General features: G+C 65.3%; 17 protein-coding genes. 6 read left to right on the top strand and 11 right to left on the bottom strand.

The genetic code is table 11. From position 1 onward, the window contains the following. Positions 1-408 precede the first annotated feature (408 nt). The 5 genes from AC1Q6E_RS09260 to AC1Q6E_RS09240 form a co-directional block, all read right to left on the bottom strand. Positions 409-702 (bottom strand): hypothetical protein, encoded by a 294-nt coding sequence (locus AC1Q6E_RS09260; RefSeq protein ID WP_492572600.1) that lies wholly within the window; start codon positions 700-702, stop codon positions 409-411. Continuing rightward, positions 686-1,234: a hypothetical protein gene (locus tag AC1Q6E_RS09255; protein WP_492572599.1), complete on the bottom strand. Its 549-nt coding sequence runs from the start codon at positions 1,232-1,234 to the stop codon at positions 686-688. The genes AC1Q6E_RS09260 and AC1Q6E_RS09255 overlap by 17 nt, the downstream gene beginning before the upstream one ends. Positions 1,235-1,505: 271 nt before the next feature. Next, positions 1,506-1,793 (bottom strand): hypothetical protein, encoded by a 288-nt coding sequence (locus AC1Q6E_RS09250; protein WP_152798601.1) that lies wholly within the window; start codon positions 1,791-1,793, stop codon positions 1,506-1,508. 2 nt (positions 1,794-1,795) lie between these two features. Next, complete coding sequence (locus AC1Q6E_RS09245) at positions 1,796-2,557, bottom strand: alpha/beta hydrolase (RefSeq protein ID WP_492572598.1); 762 nt, start codon at positions 2,555-2,557, stop codon at positions 1,796-1,798. A gap of 83 nt (positions 2,558-2,640) precedes the next feature. Next, complete coding sequence (locus AC1Q6E_RS09240) at positions 2,641-2,934, bottom strand: hypothetical protein (protein WP_492572597.1); 294 nt, start codon at positions 2,932-2,934, stop codon at positions 2,641-2,643. A gap of 266 nt (positions 2,935-3,200) precedes the next feature. Here AC1Q6E_RS09240 and AC1Q6E_RS09235 point away from each other — a divergent pair, with 266 nt between their 5' ends. Then, positions 3,201-4,181: a tripartite tricarboxylate transporter substrate binding protein gene (locus AC1Q6E_RS09235; protein WP_492572595.1), complete on the top strand. Its 981-nt coding sequence runs from the start codon at positions 3,201-3,203 to the stop codon at positions 4,179-4,181. A gap of 6 nt (positions 4,182-4,187) precedes the next feature. Here AC1Q6E_RS09235 and AC1Q6E_RS09230 read toward each other — a convergent pair whose 3' ends face one another. Together AC1Q6E_RS09230 and AC1Q6E_RS09225 are read right to left on the bottom strand one after the other, a co-directional pair. Next, positions 4,188-5,303: an alpha-hydroxy acid oxidase gene (locus AC1Q6E_RS09230; RefSeq protein ID WP_492572594.1), complete on the bottom strand. Its 1,116-nt coding sequence runs from the start codon at positions 5,301-5,303 to the stop codon at positions 4,188-4,190. A gap of 20 nt (positions 5,304-5,323) precedes the next feature. Next, the gene (locus tag AC1Q6E_RS09225; RefSeq protein WP_492572593.1) at positions 5,324-6,004 is read right to left on the bottom strand and encodes a Fe2+-dependent dioxygenase; all 681 of its coding nucleotides are present in this window, start codon (positions 6,002-6,004) and stop codon (positions 5,324-5,326) included. 130 nt (positions 6,005-6,134) lie between these two features. Between AC1Q6E_RS09225 and aptA the strand changes: the two genes are divergently transcribed. Next, positions 6,135-7,457: an omega-aminotransferase AptA gene (gene aptA / locus AC1Q6E_RS09220; RefSeq protein WP_492572592.1), complete on the top strand. Its 1,323-nt coding sequence runs from the start codon at positions 6,135-6,137 to the stop codon at positions 7,455-7,457. Positions 7,458-7,610: 153 nt separating this feature from the next. Here aptA and maiA read toward each other — a convergent pair whose 3' ends face one another. From maiA to gtdA, 3 genes are read right to left on the bottom strand one after another with little or no spacing between them, the layout of a single operon-like run. Then, the gene (gene maiA, locus AC1Q6E_RS09215; RefSeq protein ID WP_492572591.1) at positions 7,611-8,246 is read right to left on the bottom strand and encodes a maleylacetoacetate isomerase; all 636 of its coding nucleotides are present in this window, start codon (positions 8,244-8,246) and stop codon (positions 7,611-7,613) included. A 16-nt stretch (positions 8,247-8,262) separates the two neighbouring features. Beyond that, complete coding sequence (locus AC1Q6E_RS09210) at positions 8,263-8,961, bottom strand: fumarylacetoacetate hydrolase family protein (protein ID WP_152799397.1); 699 nt, start codon at positions 8,959-8,961, stop codon at positions 8,263-8,265. Positions 8,962-8,998: 37 nt separating this feature from the next. Next, a complete protein-coding gene (gene gtdA, locus AC1Q6E_RS09205) occupies positions 8,999-10,051 on the bottom strand; it encodes a gentisate 1,2-dioxygenase (protein ID WP_152799400.1) in 1,053 nt (350 codons plus the stop codon). A gap of 331 nt (positions 10,052-10,382) precedes the next feature. On the opposite strand from gtdA, the gene AC1Q6E_RS09200 reads away from it, so the two are divergent. From AC1Q6E_RS09200 to AC1Q6E_RS09185, 4 genes are all read left to right on the top strand, one after another. After that, entirely contained in the window at positions 10,383-11,834 is a 1,452-nt protein-coding gene (locus tag AC1Q6E_RS09200) for a circularly permuted type 2 ATP-grasp protein (protein ID WP_296556779.1), read from the top strand. Continuing rightward, positions 11,828-12,781, top strand: coding sequence for an alpha-E domain-containing protein (locus AC1Q6E_RS09195; protein ID WP_152799402.1), 954 nt, complete (start codon positions 11,828-11,830; stop codon positions 12,779-12,781). The genes AC1Q6E_RS09200 and AC1Q6E_RS09195 overlap by 7 nt, the downstream gene beginning before the upstream one ends. A gap of 12 nt (positions 12,782-12,793) precedes the next feature. After that, positions 12,794-13,585, top strand: coding sequence for a transglutaminase family protein (locus AC1Q6E_RS09190; RefSeq protein ID WP_152799405.1), 792 nt, complete (start codon positions 12,794-12,796; stop codon positions 13,583-13,585). 87 nt (positions 13,586-13,672) lie between these two features. Then, the gene (locus tag AC1Q6E_RS09185; protein WP_152799408.1) at positions 13,673-14,542 is read left to right on the top strand and encodes a proteasome-type protease; all 870 of its coding nucleotides are present in this window, start codon (positions 13,673-13,675) and stop codon (positions 14,540-14,542) included. Positions 14,543-14,551: 9 nt separating this feature from the next. Here the strand turns inward: AC1Q6E_RS09185 and AC1Q6E_RS09180 are convergent, their stop codons facing one another. Next, positions 14,552-16,300: a sensor domain-containing protein gene (locus AC1Q6E_RS09180; protein WP_152799411.1), complete on the bottom strand. Its 1,749-nt coding sequence runs from the start codon at positions 16,298-16,300 to the stop codon at positions 14,552-14,554. Positions 16,301-16,499: the final 199 nt, after the last annotated feature.

Raw genomic sequence — 16,499 nt, 5'->3', positions numbered from 1 at the left:
GGCCCATGAATCGTATGCCCGGCCTTTGGGATCAATATCGAGAGGGCTGTCAGCGGATCGTATCCGGGAATCATATCTCCCAGTAGGGCCTTCTGGCCTACATGGTGCGGATCCAGACCAGGGACGGCACCCCCGATATCGTTGTAAGGGCCGACTCGATAGAGACTGGCTCTTGAGCCAAGACCTTCAATCCCTGAGATGCCACGAACGCCAGCTCCTTCCAAAGCAACAGGCTTGACACTAGGCACAATCGTACTCGTGTTTCCCTTCTCTACTCACATCCCAAACCTCTCTTGCCATCGCATATCGTATGTGGCCGCGCCAGATTCGCTACCATCTCGGCCGTGAGATTACTTTCTCTCCAATACCTTACCGTATGGCAGGTGTAGATAGCACCCTTTCAAAGGCTCAGTTCTTGGCCACTTGATACTTGATGTCCGATGGATCCACAGCGATTACGCCGGTCACTGTGCGGATCCAGACCCTCCCTGCTTTTTCCATGACAAGCGAACCCATCATTTCGAAATCGAAACGAGGGCTTATATATGGAGAGCTGTAAGTAATCTTACGTTCTTGGGCGATCGCTTCATCCTTTTCGCCAGCGATATACGTCAGCAGTGCTTTATAAGCAGCAACGCTGGCTATTTGAAGCTCTGAGGTCTTGGTTTCTGAAAACGCAGAAAGCTCATCCAGGGTATACATTCCGGGCAATTGGTATTGATACCGCCTTACCCATTTTTTTTTGCTCATCCTGTCCCTCAAAAAGAATAACCGATGAGACATGAACGGTTGTTTCATTCGTCTTTGAGATGAATGCAAACGGAGTGACCTTGATATCACCTTGGGTCACCGAGAGTTGCAGCGGGAAATCTGTAGAAGATGCTGCCTGTTGCAACTCAGCCTCAGGATTCAAGTTGATCTTGCCTTTGAGTTTTTCTACGTCCCCCATCGTGACGCTTTCGATCATTTTCATATTTGCGGCGGCACCCAGCGGCCCCAAGAGCAGCCCCAGGCCAACACCACCGCCCCCCTGGTTCTGAAAATAGAAGATGGACTGCCCTTCATTTAGGGACTGAGTCATATGGTCGGTTTTTGCTATGGACTCATTCTTGGCAAGACCGTATTTTTGATTCTGAGACGAGATTGGTCGAGCGCCTTGCAAGGACGGAGCGGTTGCGCAACCCGCTAAACCAGCAACGCCAATGACCAAGCATGCCACACGTATCGACCACATGAATTCTTTCCTCTTGGTTTGAGAGTCACTGTTTAGCCTCCGTGATTCTTAGGAGGGGGCCGTCTACTGATAGGTATGGAGAAGAAAGGGCACTAGCATTGGTGTTGACGGGCATTTCAGCAATTTCGTATTCAAACTCATCATTTGATCGCATCAAATAGCGAGCCTTGTCACGCTGCTCTAGGCGTTCCTGGCTGGAATACTCCTGGACCCAAAGAACGTCGGCAATAACGCAAATGACATGGGAAATGCCGCAGCAGCCCAAGTTTCTTTACTCGATGTAGAACTTCACTGGTAACACAATCACCATAACTACAGGAATCACCGTCGCCAGCCAGTATGCCCAGTCCAGCCATTTCCTGCGCTCCAGCACTCGACCAATCAGCCACAACAACGCGCTGACAACCACATACTCCGCGATGAACAAGGCGCTGAATGAACCTATTCCCTTGCCAGCGATCAGAAGCGGCCAATGGATGGCGATCACAAAAATCGTCCCTCCCACGCTGATGACTAAACTGAGAAAATACAAAGCCGTACTCAAATTTTTACGCAACATGATCACCTCAAACCGCTGCGATAAGGCGTTGTAGCTAAGTCATTTCGCCTTGCTTGACCAACAGCAGTGTTGGGCGCGTAGTAGAAGTGTCCGGTACCTTGAGTCATCTGATAGCCAAGCGTCGGCGCAGCAATGATTAGTTCAGTCCGGCTCATCCCCGCCTTAATTGGATCGCCCTGCGCTGTAAGGTCCATCACCACCACGTTCTTGATATTTGGCGTGTTCCTTAGCTCATTGAGGAACTCTTTTTCAATCGGCGAGCCGAGCAGGACCAAATTGTCCACCTGCGTTCCTGCCTGCGCGTAGTTGATGGCAACTTGCGAAGCTGCAAGAGAGCCATAGGAGTAGCCTATCAAGTTGAACTGTTGTCCTCCCTGTTTGAAGTCGTCCAACAAAACTTGGATCGGCTGCTTACCAGTCCTAAACAGATCCACCCCGAGGGTTGCATCAAGGGCCGTCCCGCCGGACCATTTGTTCATATCAACAGGCGTGAGAGCGATGCCACTCTCACCAAAGGCGCGAACCATGTCTTTGATATAGGGCCCATCCATGCCAGCCCCACCAAAGAACAAATTGCCCTTGATACTCTCTCCTGGCTGCAGCGCGCGCGGCTGCACGTCTGCAACGAGCCCCAATCCCATACCCATAGCTACCATGGAACCTGCTTGCCCACCAGTCAACAGCGCTTCGCCTCCATAAGTCTGCACATACTTGTCGGCTATCGACGGTAGCGGATCACTGTCTCTCATGTAGCCACTGTTCACGCTGCGTTCTACGTAAGTGGATAATCCGTCAGGGCTATTCCCTACTTTCGGCGTGGCTACTTTAGCAGAGGACTCTTGATCGTTTACCACCGGCAATAGTCCAATAGGCCCGTGATCCGGCGCGTGTCGCCCGTGCGCCAGTCCGGCCCCACCCCCGTGCCCAGGCTGTTGTACGAACGGTAGACCGCCGCGTCCGGCCCCTGGCCCACCAGCCACTGGTCCTGCGCCCCGATCACCAGGTTGCCGTTGGCCGCGTTCACATAGGCCTGGTCCCGCCCTCGTCCGAGCTGCGCCTGCCCAAGCTGACCCGCGCTGCCCAGCACAAGACCCGACCCCGCCTGGACACCCAACCCGCTACCCGTGACGATCGCTACCATCGATGTATCCCCGACCCTAGGACCGCCCGGCAACATGCCCGCGTCCCCTCGAATCAAGTTATCCAGCGATTCCGAAAAAAGTTTAGGCGGTCGGGTTGGGGTATGTACCTAGACTCACGGCGCCCGCCAACGATTGACGTTGCGAGCGCCGTGTTCCATTATTCTCCTGCAATTCACCAAAAGGTGAATTAAGCGCGGATGGCAAGGTTCGGTCTCCGCGCCGCACCGGTTGCATGCGTATAAAGACACCGCACCAGGAGACAACCATGAACTTCGTCCGCGCCGCAGCACTCGCTCCGGTATCGTGCCTGATCGCCCTGGCCCACGCGCCGGCCGGCGCCCAGGAGGCCGCCTATCCCACCCGGCCCATCCGCGTGATCGTGCCGTTCACGGCGGGCAGCACGACCGACATCATCGCCCGCGCCATTACCGACAAGCTCGGTTCCAGCCTGGGCCAGCCGGTGGTGGTCGAAAATCGCGCCGGGGCCGGCGGCACCATAGGCGCGGCCCAGGTTGCCCAGGCCGCGCCCGACGGCTATACGATCCTGATCCATTCGTCATCGCATACGGTCAATCCGTCCACCTTCGCCAAGCTGCCGTTCGATACGGTGAAGGACTTCGCGGGCGTGACGCCGATTTCGACGCTGCCCAACGTGCTGGTGATCGCGCCGTCCAAGAACATCAAGTCGCTGTCGCAATTGCTGTCCACCGCGCGCAGCCGCCCCGGCAGCCTCAACTACGCGTCCTCCGGCACCGGCAGCGCCACGCACCTGAACGCCGAACGTTTCCGGCTGCAGGCCAAGATCGACGCCACGCACATTCCCTTCAAGGGTTCGCCCGAAGCCGTGTCCGAGGTCATCAGCGGCCGGGTCGACTACTACTTCTCGCCCGTGGCGCCGGTCATCGGGCAGATCAAGGAAGGCCACCTGGTGCCGCTGGCGGTCGGATCGCCGCGCCGCTCCAGCATCCTGCCGGACGTGCCGACCACGGCGGAGGCGGGCGTGCCGGGCTCCGAGTTCAACTTCTGGATAGGCATGATGGTGCCGTCCAAGACGCCGCGCCCCATCGTCAACAAGCTGCAGGCCGAGGTCGCGAAGGCGCTGGCCACGGAAGAGGTCAAGGCGCGCTTCGCCGCGGTGGGCGCCGATGCCTTCGTGCTGGCGCCCGAGAAGTTTGATGCCTACATCAAGGATGAGATCGAGTCGAACGCCCAGTTGGTGAAGGCGGCCGGCATCGAACCGATGTAGCAGGTTCTAGGCGATGGCCGGGTGGGGCCAGAGCGCGGCGCGGTCGATGTCCCGCAGTGTGCGGCAACCCGCCAGGGCCATCGCGATCTCGAATTCCGTGCGCAGCATGTGCAGCACGTGGATGACGCCCACGGCGCCGGCCGCCGCCAGCGCATGCATGTAGCCCCGGCCCACCATCACGGCGGTGGCGCCCAGCGCCAGCGCCTTGAAGACGTCGGTGCCGCGCCGGATGCCGCCATCCACCAGGACGGGCAGGCGGCCAGCCACTTCGGCTACCACCCAGGGCAGGGCCTCCAGCGTGGCGGGCAGCGTATCCAGGCCGCGCCCGCCGTGATTGGACACGACGATGGCGGCCGCGCCGGCCTCGATCGCCAGTCGTGCATCGGCCGGCGCCAGGATGCCCTTGAGCACCAGCGGCAGCCGGGTGGCCGAACGCAGCCACGCGATGTCGTCCCAGGACGGCGCGCCATCCAGCATGCCGCCGCCGAAGACGGCGCTTTCCCCGGCCCGCGCCACCGTGCTTCCCATGGGGCGCATGCCCCGCAGGTTGACGGCTTCGACGCCTGGCGGCAGCGTGAAGCCCAGCCGTTGCTCGCGGTTGCGCACGCCGTTGACGGGCGCATCCACGGTGACCACCAGCGCGCGATAGCCGGCGGCTTCGGCGCGTCGGACCAGTTGCAGGGTGTCGTCGCGTTCGCGCTGGAAATAGAGCTGGAACCACAGCGGCGTTTCGGCCGGGCGCGCCAGGTCTTCGAGCGCGACGCTCGATTGCGTGCTGGCCACCATCACCGTTTTCATGGCGGATGCCGCCAGCACGGCGGCCAGTTCGCCTTGCGGATGGAACAGCTTCTGGTAGGCCACCGGCGCGAGCAGGATGGGGAAGGGCAGCGGCGTGCCCAGCAGGGTGAGGCCGGTGCCGCCGCCCGTCAGGTCGCGCAGGACGCGCGGCAGTATGCGCACGCGCGCGTAGGCCTCGCGATTGGCCCGCAGCGTGTGTTCGTCGGCCGCGCCGCCCGACAGGTAGGCCCAGGCGGCATCGCTCATGCGCTCCCGCGCGTAGTCCTCGTAGTCGGCCACGGCGGCGATCTGCGCGGGGATCTGTGTCAGGGGAGGCAGGGGCATGTCGGCTCCGGGGCACCGGTTCAGGTCTGCGACCATTGCCGCAACAGGTTGTGATAGATGCCGGTCAACTGGACCACGGCGTCGCTGCCTGGGACTTCGCGGGACAACTGCTGGATGGCCGTGTCCATGCGGTACAGCGTCTCGCGTTGCGTCTCGTCGCGCACCAGGCTCTGTACCCAGAAAAAAGCCGAGACGCGGGCGCCGCGGGTCACGGGGGTGACGCGGTGCAGGCTGGTGCCGGGATAGATCACGAGGTGGCCGGCGGGCAGCTTGACGCGGTGGGCGCCGTAGGTGTCCTCGACCACGAGTTCGCCGCCGTCGTAGTCTTCCGGCGGCGTCAGGAACAGGGTGGCCGAAATGTCGGTGCGCACGCGGTGGGCGGAGCCGGGCAGGCTGCGGATGGCGTTGTCGATGTGGTTGCCGTAGTTGCCGCCGCCTTCATAGCGGTTGAAGGCCGGTGGCAGCACCTTCAGCGGCAGCGTGGCGGAAATGAACAGCGGGTTGGCGCCCAGCACGTCCAGGATCTGGTTCCCCAGTTGCGGGCCCAGCGGATCGTCGGCGGCCAACTGCCGGTTGTGCTTGGCATGGGCCGCCATGTGCCCGGCCGTGGCGCGGCCATCGACCCAGGCGGCACCCGCCAGCGCCTGCCGGCAGCGCGCCACCTGCTCGGCCGTCAGCACGTCGGGAAGGGTCAACATCATGACGGAGTGTCCTCGTGGGGAGTCCCGGCAAGTTTACCCCCGCCGCCCGGCGTTTTCCCCGGGGGTGGATCTCAATACACTAGAGGGCAGGCGCGCAAGGCCCGCCGCGCCGCCCACCCAGGAGCCCCGCATGTCCGCCGAGATGCCCGATCTGCAATCCCTATGGATGCCCTTCACCGCCAATCGCCAGTTCAAGGCCGCGCCCCGGCTGCTGGTGTCGGCCAAGGGCATGTACTACACCGATGCCGATGGCCACCGGATCCTGGACGGCACCGCCGGCCTCTGGTGCTGCAACGCCGGACATGGGCGCGAGGAGATCATCGAGGCCGTGCACATGCAGATGCGCGCGCTGGACTATGCGCCGCCTTTCCAGATGGGGCATCCGCTGGCCTTCGAGGCGGCGCGCAGGCTGGCCGCGCTGATGCCGGCGGGCCTGGACCGCATCTTCTTCACGAACTCGGGGTCCGAGTCGGTCGATACCGCGCTCAAGATCGCGTTGGCCTACCACCGCGCGCGCGGCGAAGGGCAGCGCATGCGGTTCATCGGCCGCGAGCGTGGCTATCACGGCGTGGGGTTCGGCGGCATGTCGGTGGGCGGCATCGGCACCAACCGCAAGGCGTATGCGGGCAACCTGATGCCGGGCGTGGACCACCTGCCGGCCACGCTGAACATCGCCGAGGCGGCATTCACGCGCGGGCAGCCGGCCTGGGGCGCGCACCTGGCCGGCGACCTGGAGCGGTTGCTGGCCTTGCATGATCCTTCCACGGTGGCGGGGGTCATCGTCGAGCCGATGGCGGGTTCGGCGGGCGTGATCGTGCCGCCGGTCGGCTACCTGGAGCGCCTGCGCGAACTATGCACGCGCCACGGCATCGCGCTGATCTTCGACGAGGTCATCACCGCCTTTGGCCGGCTGGGCGCGGCCACCGCGGCGCAACGCTTCGGGGTGACGCCGGACCTGCTGACGATGGCCAAGGGCGTCAACAATGCCGCCATCCCCATGGGCGCGGTGGCGGTGTCGCGGGAGATCCACGACACGATCATGGCGGCGGGGCCGGGCAACGCGATCGAGCTTTTCCACGGCTACACCTATTCGGGGCATCCCGCCGCGGCGGCGGCCGCGGTGGCCACGCTCGATCTGTACGAGAAAGAAGGGCTGTTCGCGCGGGCGGCAAGGCTGGAACCGGTGTTCGAGTCGGCCGTGCACGGCCTGCGGGGAGCGCCGCATGTGAAGGACATCCGCAACATCGGGATGGCGGCGGCGATCGAACTGGAACCGCGCCCGGGACAGCCCGGGGCGCGCGCCTACGAGGCGTTCCTGGCCTGCCTGAAGGCGGGGGTGCTCGTGCGCTTCACCGGCGACATCCTGGCGTTCTCGCCGCCGCTCATCATCGACGAAGAGCAGATAGGAACGTTGTTCTCAGTGGTGGAGACGGCACTGCATTCCGTGGATTAACCAGGGCGCAGCGGATCCGGTTTTGCCGGTCCGCCGGCGCCGCCCCGGGGTCCGGCGCCGGGCCGCCCCAAGGCGGGCCCCGGCCCCCTTTGGGGGGCTGCCGCGCAGCGGCTGGGGGTCCACCATTCCGGGCGCCCGCAAGGGCGTGGGGGGTTAGTTGTAGTCCGGCTGTTTGGCTGGCACGGCCTGCTGGAAGGCCGGCTGCCGCTGGCAGTGCTCGTACACGGCCATCACCCGCGGATACGCCGAGGTGTCGCAGCCCATGCGCTGCGCGTTGCCGACCTGGGGAACCAGGCAGCAGTCGGCCAGCGTGGGGGCGTCGCCGAAGCAGTACGGGCCGGAGCCGTGCGCCTGGAGCAGGCGTTCGACCGCGGCCAGGCCGTCCTGGATCCAGTGGTCGTACCAGGCCTTCTTCTGTTCCTCGGTAACGCCGATGACGTCGGTGAGGTACTTCAGGATGCGCAGGTTGTTGACCGGATGGATGTCGCAGGCGATGGCCAGCGCGACCTCGAGCACGCGGGCGCGCTGCATCTTGTCCTGCGGGATCAGGCGCGGCTCGGGGTAGGTGGCGTCGAGGTAGTCGAGGATGGCCAGCGACTGCCCCAGTTGCACCTCGCCGTCGACCAGCAGCGGGACGTTGGCCGAGGGGTTCCTGGCCACGTAGTCCGCCGCGCGGTGCTCCAGCTTGCGGATGTTGACACCGTGGTACTCGTAGGCCAGGCCCTTGAGCGCCAGCGCGATGCGGACCCGGTACGAGGTCGAACTGTTGAAGAAACTATAGAGTTCCATGTCGGCTCGTCCGGCCTCAGACCACGCGGACCTTCAGTTCGCCCAGGCCGGCCACGCCGCCTTCCATCAGGTCGCCCTTGACCACGGGGCCCACGCCTTCGGGGGTGCCCGTGAAGATCAGGTCGCCCGGTTCCAGGCGGAAGTACTTGGACAGGTAGGCCACCGTTTCGGCGATCGACCAGATCAGCTTGGAGGTATCGCTGCGCTGCTTGTCCTGGCCGTTGACCTTGAGCCACAGCTCGGCCTTGTCCATGTCGCCGACGTCGGCGGCCCTGTGCAGCGGCGCGGTGGGCGCGCCCTGGTCGAAGGCCTTGCCGAGTTCCCAGGGGCGGCCGACTTCGCGCATCTGGATCTGCAGGTCGCGGCGGGTCATGTCCAGGCCCACGCCGTAGCCCCAGACGTAGTCCAGCGCCTGTTCGACGGGGATGTTGGAGCCGGACTTGCCGATGGCGGCGACCAGTTCGATCTCGTAGTGGAAGTTCGAGGTTTCGGACGGGTAGGGCAGGTCGAGCGTCGTGCCGTAGGGCACGGCCACCACGGCGTCGGCCGGCTTGCAGAAGAAGAACGGCGGTTCGCGGTCGGGATCGAAGCCCATTTCGCGCGCGTGGGCGGCGTAGTTGCGGCCGACGCAGTACACGCGGCGCACGGGGAATTGTTCGTTGCTGCCGACGACGGGCAGCGTGGTGACCGCTTCGGGTTGGAAGACGTACGACATGGACGGATAACCTTTGGTGGAAGGATGGGAAAAGGGATCAGGCGATGCGCTCTTCGCGCAGCAGCCCCAGCGCGGCCTGCACCGGACGATCAGAATAGCTGAAGAGCACCGCGTCTTCGAGCGCGGCAAGTTGCACCGGTTTCCAGGGCGGGACGGCAAACACGTCGCGCGGGCCGAACTGGAAGACGTCGTCGCCGATGCGCACGCTGCCCTGGCCTTCCACCACGCTGAACACGGTGGAGTCCGAAGTGCGGTAGGTCTTGCCCTGGAAGCCGGCGGGCAGCCATTGCATGAAGGTCGCCATGGTGGGCATGGGATAGCCGCCGGTGGCCGGGTTCACGTAGCGCAGCTTGACGCCGTCCCAGGGGTCGAGTTCGCCGCGGCGCGCCAACTGGTCGAGTGCTTCGCGCGAGCGTTCGTAGGGATAGTTGAAGATGGGCGAGGAGGTGCCGCTGAAGGTATGGCGCACCGGCGCCATGTTGTAGCCGTAGCGGGCGAAGCTGTCCCCTTCGGGGCGCATGACGGGCTGGGAAGCCTCGGGATAGTTCTCGGCGAAGCCGGCGTCCAGCGAACGCAGCAGCGGGATGTCCAGGCCGTCGAGCCACACCACCGGCTCGCCGCCTTCGGCTTCGGTGGGGTTGCCGTGGTCGTGCCAGGTCCAGGACGGCGTGATGATGAAATCGCCGGGATGCATGGTGGTGCGTTCGCCATTGACCGCCGTGTAGGCGCCCTTGCCTTCGACGATGAAGCGCAGCGCGGACTGGGTGTGGCGGTGGCTGGGAGCGATCTCGCCGGGCAGGATCAGTTGCAGGCCCGCGTACAGCGTCTGGGTGATGGCCGACTGGCCCTTCAACCCGGGGTTCTCCAGGATCAGCACCCGGCGCACCGCTTCCTCGGCGCTGATGATGGCGCCCGATTCCATGACGTCGGCGCGCAGCTTCTCGTATTTCCAGATGGCCGGCACGCACCGTGGCTGCGGCTGGGGCGGGACCAGGGTGTGCAGGGATTCCCAGAGCGGGCTCAGGTTTTTCTGCGCGATGCGGTCGTAGTACTCGCGGCGCGCGGCATCGGGAGCGGTCTTGTCGAGCATGGATGTCTCCGTGTCTGGCGGAATGGCGCGGAGTGCCCCCGCAGCCGTGGTTTCGGCCATTGTATGTGTCGAGGTATGCAAAACGATATGAAATTATCTTATCAACCATATCAATAAGAATATGCCTTGCGGTGTCAGGGCCAAGCGCCCTGGCCGGCAATGGGCACCATTCCGGTGTCTGCCAGGCGCCCCGGGATGGCGCATGCGGGCCCGGACCTGGTGCGCGGCGCAGCCACCGACCGCCATTCCCGCGCGCACGATGCGCGTGCATCGGCGCCCGGTACGGCCCTTGCTTGAGCAACGATGGATGCTGCCAGGAACGAAGGTGCCCATGCTGTCCTACGACGAAATGCAGTTCGAGACCGGCGCCGTGCGCCGGCACTACAAGCGGTTCTGCGCCTGGCTGGACCGCCAGAGCGGCGACACCCTGGCCAGGAAGCGCGCCGAGGCCGACCTGGTGTTCCGGCGGGTCGGCATCACCTTCGCGCTGGGAGGCGATGCCGGCGATGTGGAGCGCCTGATCCCGTTCGACCTGATCCCGCGCATCATCCCGGCCGACGAATGGGAACTGCTGCAACGGGGCATGGCGCAGCGGGTGCGGGCGCTGAACATGTTCATCCACGATGTCTACCACGAGCGCCACATCGTGCGCGCCGGCGTGGTGCCCGCGGAACAGGTCTACACCAACGCGCAGTACCGTCCCGAGATGCAGGATGTGGACGTACCGGGCGACATCTACGCGCATGTGGCGGGAGTGGACGTCGTCAAGGCCGGGGGGGACCGCGGCGGCACGTTCTACGTGCTGGAGGACAACCTGCGAGTACCGTCGGGCGTGTCCTACATGCTGGAGAACCGCAAGATGATGATGCGGCTCTTTCCGGAATTGTTCGTGCAGAACCGGATCGCCCCAGTGGCCCACTATCCGGACCTGCTGCTGGAGAACCTGCGCTCGGTGGCGCCCATGGGCGTGGACGACCCCACCGTCGTCGTGCTGACGCCGGGCATCTACAACTCGGCCTACTTCGAGCATGCCTTCCTGGCGCAGCAGATGGGCGTGGAACTGGTACAGGGCAGCGATCTTTTCGTGGCCGACAATACCGTGTTCATGCGCACCACGCGGGGACCGCAGCGCGTGGATGTGATCTACCGCCGGCTGGATGACGACTTCCTGGATCCGCTCGCCTTTCGCGCCGATTCGGCGCTGGGGGTGCCGGGGCTGTTGTCGGTGTACCGCGCGGGGCGGGTCACGCTGGCCAATGCCATCGGCACCGGTGTGGCCGACGACAAGTCCATCTATCCCTTCGTACCCGACATGATCGCCTTCTACCTGTCGGAAGAGCCCATCCTGCAGAACGTGCCGACCTGGCAATGCCGCAAGCCGGACGAGCTCTCGCACGTGCTCGCGCACCTGCCGGAACTGGTGGTCAAGGAGGTGCACGGCGCGGGCGGCTACGGGATGCTGGTGGGCCCGACGGCCAGCCGCGCCGAGATCGAGGCCTTCCGCGCCCGCCTGCTGGCCAGGCCGCATGGCTACATCGCCCAGCCCACCCTGGCGCTGTCGACGTGCCCGACCTTCGTCGAGCAAGGCGTCGCGCCGCGCCATATCGACTTGCGGCCGTTCGTGTTGTCGGGCCGCAATGTCGCCATGGTGGCGGGCGGCCTGACCCGGGTCGCGCTGCGCGAGGGGTCGCTGGTCGTGAATTCCTCGCAAGGCGGGGGAACCAAGGACACCTGGGTGCTCGATGCCGTCGAAGGCGCCGCCAGGGAGGATGCGACATGCTGAGCCGCACCGCCGATCATCTGTTCTGGATGGCCCGCTACATGGAGCGGGCCGAGAATACCGTCCGCATGCTGGACGTGACCATGAAGGCGCTGCTGCTGCCGCAGACCGACGAAAGCGCCCTGCGCAGCCAACGGGCCGTGTTGGCGATCTCCGAGCTGGACGAGGCCTTCGCCGGCCGCTACGACGCGGTGACGGCGGACAACGTGCTGTGCTTCATGGTGGCCGATCCCGGCAATCCCTCCAGCATCCTGTCGTGCCTGCGCGCCGCCCGCGAGAATGCCCGCGCGGTGCGGGGCGCGTTGACGACCGAGTCGTGGGAAACCATCAACCACACCTGGCTGGACTTCAATCGCCAGATCGACGAAGGCATGCTGGCGGTGGATCCGGATTCGGTGTTCGAGTGGGTCAAGCTGCGCTCGCACCTGTCGCGCGGCGTGACGCTGGGCACGGCGCTCAAGGACGAGGCTTTCTATTTCACCCAGCTGGGGACGTTCCTGGAGCGCGCCGACAATACCGCGCGCATCCTGGACGTGCGCTTCGCCGACGGCTCGCCGGGTGCGCGCGCGTCCGCCGGGGCCCAGCTCGACGACTTCTATTACTGGACCTCCATCCTGAGTTCCGTGTCGGGGCTGGAGATCTACCGCCAGGTCTATCGCGATGTGCTGGTCCCCGAGCGCGTGGCCGAGCTGCTCATCCTGAACCCATCCATGCCGCGATCGCTGCTCGCATCGCTGGAGCATGTGTGCGAGAACCTCGCCATGCTCAGGACCGGCAATTCCCGCGACTGCGAGCGCGAGGCCGGCCGGCTGCGCGCCGAATTGCTGTACGCCGAGATACGGCCCATCCTGGCGCGCGGCCTGCACCAGTACCTGACCGAGTTCCTGGGGCGGATCGCCATCCTGGGCAACAAGATCAGCTTGGCCTTCCTCCTGCCCTTGACCGCCTGACGGGGGTATTCCATGCGTCTGTTCATCCACCACGAGACCACGTATCGCTACGATGCGCCGGTGCATTATTCCATCCAGCAACTGCGGCTGGTGCCGGGATCCGGCCCGGCGCAGGTCGTCGTCCATTGGGACCTGAACGCACCCGGCAAGCTCGACGCGGCCACGGATGCCTACGGCAATGCGGTCCAGATGCTGGTCATGACGCGGCCCTTGTCCGAGATGCGATTCGTCGTGCGCGGCGAGGTCGAGACGGCGTCGCTGCGCGACGGGCGGCTGGAGGAAGGGCCGGGACGCATCCCGCTCGAGCATTTCACCTGCGCGACACGGCTGACCGAGGCCGACGCCGCCGTGCGGGGCCTGGCTCGCGAGAGCGGGCGGCTGGACCGGCCGGCGGCCCTGCTCGAACTGGCGCGGCATATCCAGGAACGCGTCGCCTACCGGTCCGGCATCACCCAGGTGACCAGCACCGCGGCCGAGGCGCTGGCGCTCGGCCAGGGGGTCTGCCAGGACCATGCCCACCTGTTCATCGCCTGCTGCCGTGCCCAGGGCATACCTGCCCGCTATGTCAGCGGCTACATCGATCCTGGCGACGTTCCCCATGCCGCCAGCCATGCCTGGGTCGACGCCTGGCTGGACGAGGGCTGGGTGTCCGTGGATGTGACCCATGCCCGCTACGCCTCCGGTCCTTATTGCCGTATCGCGGTCGGCGCCGACTACGATCGCGCCGCGCCGGTCCGCGGCATGCGCGTGGGAGGCGGCGCCGAGGCGATGACGGTCGACGTGAGGGTGGGGGCCGGGCAATAGCCGCGTCCGGCGACCGCCTGCCCATCCATGCGCCGGCTGGCCGCCGGCGCTAGAATCGCTGGATATTCCGACCAACGTGATGCCGGTATGACCTATTGTGTGGCGACGCGCGTGGACCAGGGGCTGGTGTTCCTGGCGGACACGCGCACCAACGCGGGCGTGGACCACGTCAGCACCTTCCGCAAGATGACCGTGTTCGAGCAGCCCGGCGAACGCGTCATGGTGCTGCTGACCGCCGGCAACCTGGCACTGACCCAGTCGGTGGTGCAGCTTTTGTCCGAGCCGTCCGACCCGGAGCTGCCCACGCCGTGGAACGTGCCCAACATGTTCGAGGCGGCCTGCCTGGTGGGGCGGGCGGTGCGCGACGTCCACCGCATGCACGGCAGCGCGCTGAGCGATTTCAACATCGAGTTCAATTGCAGCTTCGTGCTGGGCGGCCAGATCGCGGGGCAGCCCATGCGGCTGTTCCAGATCTACGCGGCCGGCAATTTCATCGAGGCCTCGACCATGAGCCCGTATTTCCAGATCGGCGAGGCCAAGTACGGCAAGCCCATCCTGGACCGGGTGCTGACGCCGTCGATGCCGCTGGACGAGGCGGCCAAGTGCGCGCTGATCTCGATGGACTCCACGCTGCGGTCCAATGTGTCGGTCGGCCTGCCGCTGGACCTGCTGGTCTACGAGAAGGACAGCCTGCGCGTGACCAAGTTCGCGCTGATCGACCACGACAACGACTACTTCAGGATGATCCATTCGTCGTGGGGCGAACGGCTGCGGCAGGTGTTCGCCGAGATCCCCGATCCGCAGTGGGCGCCGGTGTCGGCGCTGCCCGAGGGCAAATCGCCGTTGCGTTCCGAGCCGCCGCTGGCGACGGGGCTGGGGCTCCACAAGCCGGTGAACGAGCCCGCCCTGGCACAGACCCTGGCGCAGGCGCAGGACGGGCAGGCCGAGCCGGATTAGCGGGGAGCCCTAGGCGATGGGCGTCAGCGCGTTCTCCAGCGCCTGGGCGGTAAGCGGCCGCGAGAACCAGAACCCCTGGGCTTCGTCGCAACCCAGCTCGCCCAGCTGCCGGGCATGGGCGGCGGTTTCCACGCCCTCGGCGGTGACCTTGATGCCCAGCGCATGGGCCATGCCGATGATGGCGCTGATGATGGCATCGCCGTTCTTGACGGACGAAATCGCCCGCACCAGCGAACGGTCGATCTTGATGCGATTGACCGGGAAACGCGCCAGGTAGGCGAAGCTGGAATAGCCGGTGCCGAAATCGTCGATCGCGATGGCGACGCCCAGCTTGCGCAGGCTTTGCAGCGTGTCCGACACCTGGCGGGTGTTGTCCAGCAGCAGCCCTTCGGTGATCTCCAGTTCGAGACAGTCCGGTGGCAGGCGCCAGCGTTCGAGGGCGGAGGCGACCACGCCGTACAGCTTGCGGTCGCGCAGCTGGGTGGGAGAAATATTGATCGCCATGCACGGGGACTGGCCGAACTTGGCATGCAGGCGCACGGCCTGCTGGCAAGCGGTATCGATGACCCATGCCCCGAGTTCGTCCATCAGGCCCAGGTCCTCCGCCATGGGGACGAACTCGGAGGGGCCCACGGCGCCAAGCCGTGGATGCTGCCAGCGAAGCAGGGTTTCGGCGCGGGTGATGTGGCCGGTGCGCAGGTCGACCTGCGGCTGGTAGGCCAGCGAGAACTGGCGCGTTTCCACCGCCTCGCGCAGCAGGGTTTCCAGATGGTTGCGGCGCGCCGACTGTGTCTGCATGCCGAAGTCGAAATGGCGGGCGGTGCCGCCGCCGCTGCGGCTGGCCGCGTGCAGGGCCAGCAGGGCGCGCTGCAGCAGGGCGCGGGTGTCGTTGCCGGCGGTAGGATAGGAGCTGACGCCGATGCTGGCGCTGACGTGCAGGGTCGCCGAGGCGAACGGGATGGGGCGGGAAACTTCGGCCAGCAGCGCGGCTTCGCGTTCGGCCGACAGCGTGTTGCGGCCGGTGGAGATCATGCCGAACAGCGATCCGCGCATGAGTCCGAGCACATGTTCGTCGCCGCACAAGCGCTTCAGGCGTGCCGCCACCTGCTTGATGGCGGTATCGGCGGCCGCATGGCCGAGGGTGTCGCGCAGCTTGCGCAGGTTGTCCAGCTCCAGCAGCACCAGCAGGACCGGATCCCTGCCGGATTTCGCGCGTTCCAGCGCCAGCCCCAGGCGTTCTTCCAGCAACTCCTGGTTGGGCAGGCCGGTCAGGGGATCGTGGTGCAGCAGGTGCCAGAGCTGCAGGCCGTTGCGGGGGCGGCGAGAGTTGTCGAAGACCGTGCCCACGTAGCCGGCGGCCTGGCCGTCGGCCAGTGTGAGCCGGGTCAGGGCCAGCGTGACGGTCACGCGGGCGCCGTTGCGGCGCATATAGGTCCAGTCGGCTTCAGTGCCCTGGCTGGCGATCATTTCGGAGCCCGGAGACAGGCCGATGATGTCGCGCACCGGAGGCGAAGCGAGTTCGCCCTGGCGCAGCGCCAGTTCCGAGGGATCATGGAGGGCGTCGAAACGCAGCTTGCCGATCAACTGGCCGGCGGAATAGCCGGTGATGCGCTCGTAGGCGGGATTCACCATGGTGAAGACGCCATGCGCATCGCACATGAATATGCCGCAAGGTGCCGACTGCATGGCCAGTTGATAGGCGGTGGCGGTCCATTGCTGAGCGGACCACGCCGTCGTGGCGCCCGCTTCGTTGTGCACGGTTTCATTCCTCCACGACCAGGGACATACTGCCGCGCCGGCCTTGCCGGGCGCGATAGCTATTGAATCACAAGCGGCCTGGGCGCGGCAGCCGGTAAGTGCGCGATGACACGGCCTTTCCGGGGTTTCCCTGGGGAGATTTTTGCCGTGGGCCGATATTTTTTGTAACTTCGTTCCGACGCAGGCCGGATCCGCGCCT

It is taken from the genome of Pigmentiphaga sp. MLSB6-MA01 (assembly GCF_058793475.1).
This window is presented reverse-complemented; position numbering and strand designations above follow the sequence as displayed.

Coding starts and splice junctions, on each gene's coding strand:
- aptA (WP_492572592.1), top strand. CDS start 6,135: ATGTCCGCCGAGATGCCCGATCTGCAATCCCTATGGATGCCCTTCACC.
- AC1Q6E_RS09195 (WP_152799402.1), top strand. CDS start 11,828: ATGCTGAGCCGCACCGCCGATCATCTGTTCTGGATGGCCCGCTACATG.
- AC1Q6E_RS09230 (WP_492572594.1), bottom strand. CDS start 5,303: ATGCCCCTGCCTCCCCTGACACAGATCCCCGCGCAGATCGCCGCCGTG.
- AC1Q6E_RS09185 (WP_152799408.1), top strand. CDS start 13,673: ATGACCTATTGTGTGGCGACGCGCGTGGACCAGGGGCTGGTGTTCCTG.
- maiA (WP_492572591.1), bottom strand. CDS start 8,246: ATGGAACTCTATAGTTTCTTCAACAGTTCGACCTCGTACCGGGTCCGC.
- AC1Q6E_RS09210 (WP_152799397.1), bottom strand. CDS start 8,961: ATGTCGTACGTCTTCCAACCCGAAGCGGTCACCACGCTGCCCGTCGTC.
- AC1Q6E_RS09235 (WP_492572595.1), top strand. CDS start 3,201: ATGAACTTCGTCCGCGCCGCAGCACTCGCTCCGGTATCGTGCCTGATC.
- AC1Q6E_RS09260 (WP_492572600.1), bottom strand. CDS start 702: ATGTATACCCTGGATGAGCTTTCTGCGTTTTCAGAAACCAAGACCTCA.
- AC1Q6E_RS09240 (WP_492572597.1), bottom strand. CDS start 2,934: ATGGTAGCGATCGTCACGGGTAGCGGGTTGGGTGTCCAGGCGGGGTCG.
- AC1Q6E_RS09255 (WP_492572599.1), bottom strand. CDS start 1,234: ATGTGGTCGATACGTGTGGCATGCTTGGTCATTGGCGTTGCTGGTTTA.
- AC1Q6E_RS09190 (WP_152799405.1), top strand. CDS start 12,794: ATGCGTCTGTTCATCCACCACGAGACCACGTATCGCTACGATGCGCCG.
- gtdA (WP_152799400.1), bottom strand. CDS start 10,051: ATGCTCGACAAGACCGCTCCCGATGCCGCGCGCCGCGAGTACTACGAC.
- AC1Q6E_RS09200 (WP_296556779.1), top strand. CDS start 10,383: ATGCTGTCCTACGACGAAATGCAGTTCGAGACCGGCGCCGTGCGCCGG.
- AC1Q6E_RS09250 (WP_152798601.1), bottom strand. CDS start 1,793: ATGTTGCGTAAAAATTTGAGTACGGCTTTGTATTTTCTCAGTTTAGTC.
- AC1Q6E_RS09225 (WP_492572593.1), bottom strand. CDS start 6,004: ATGATGTTGACCCTTCCCGACGTGCTGACGGCCGAGCAGGTGGCGCGC.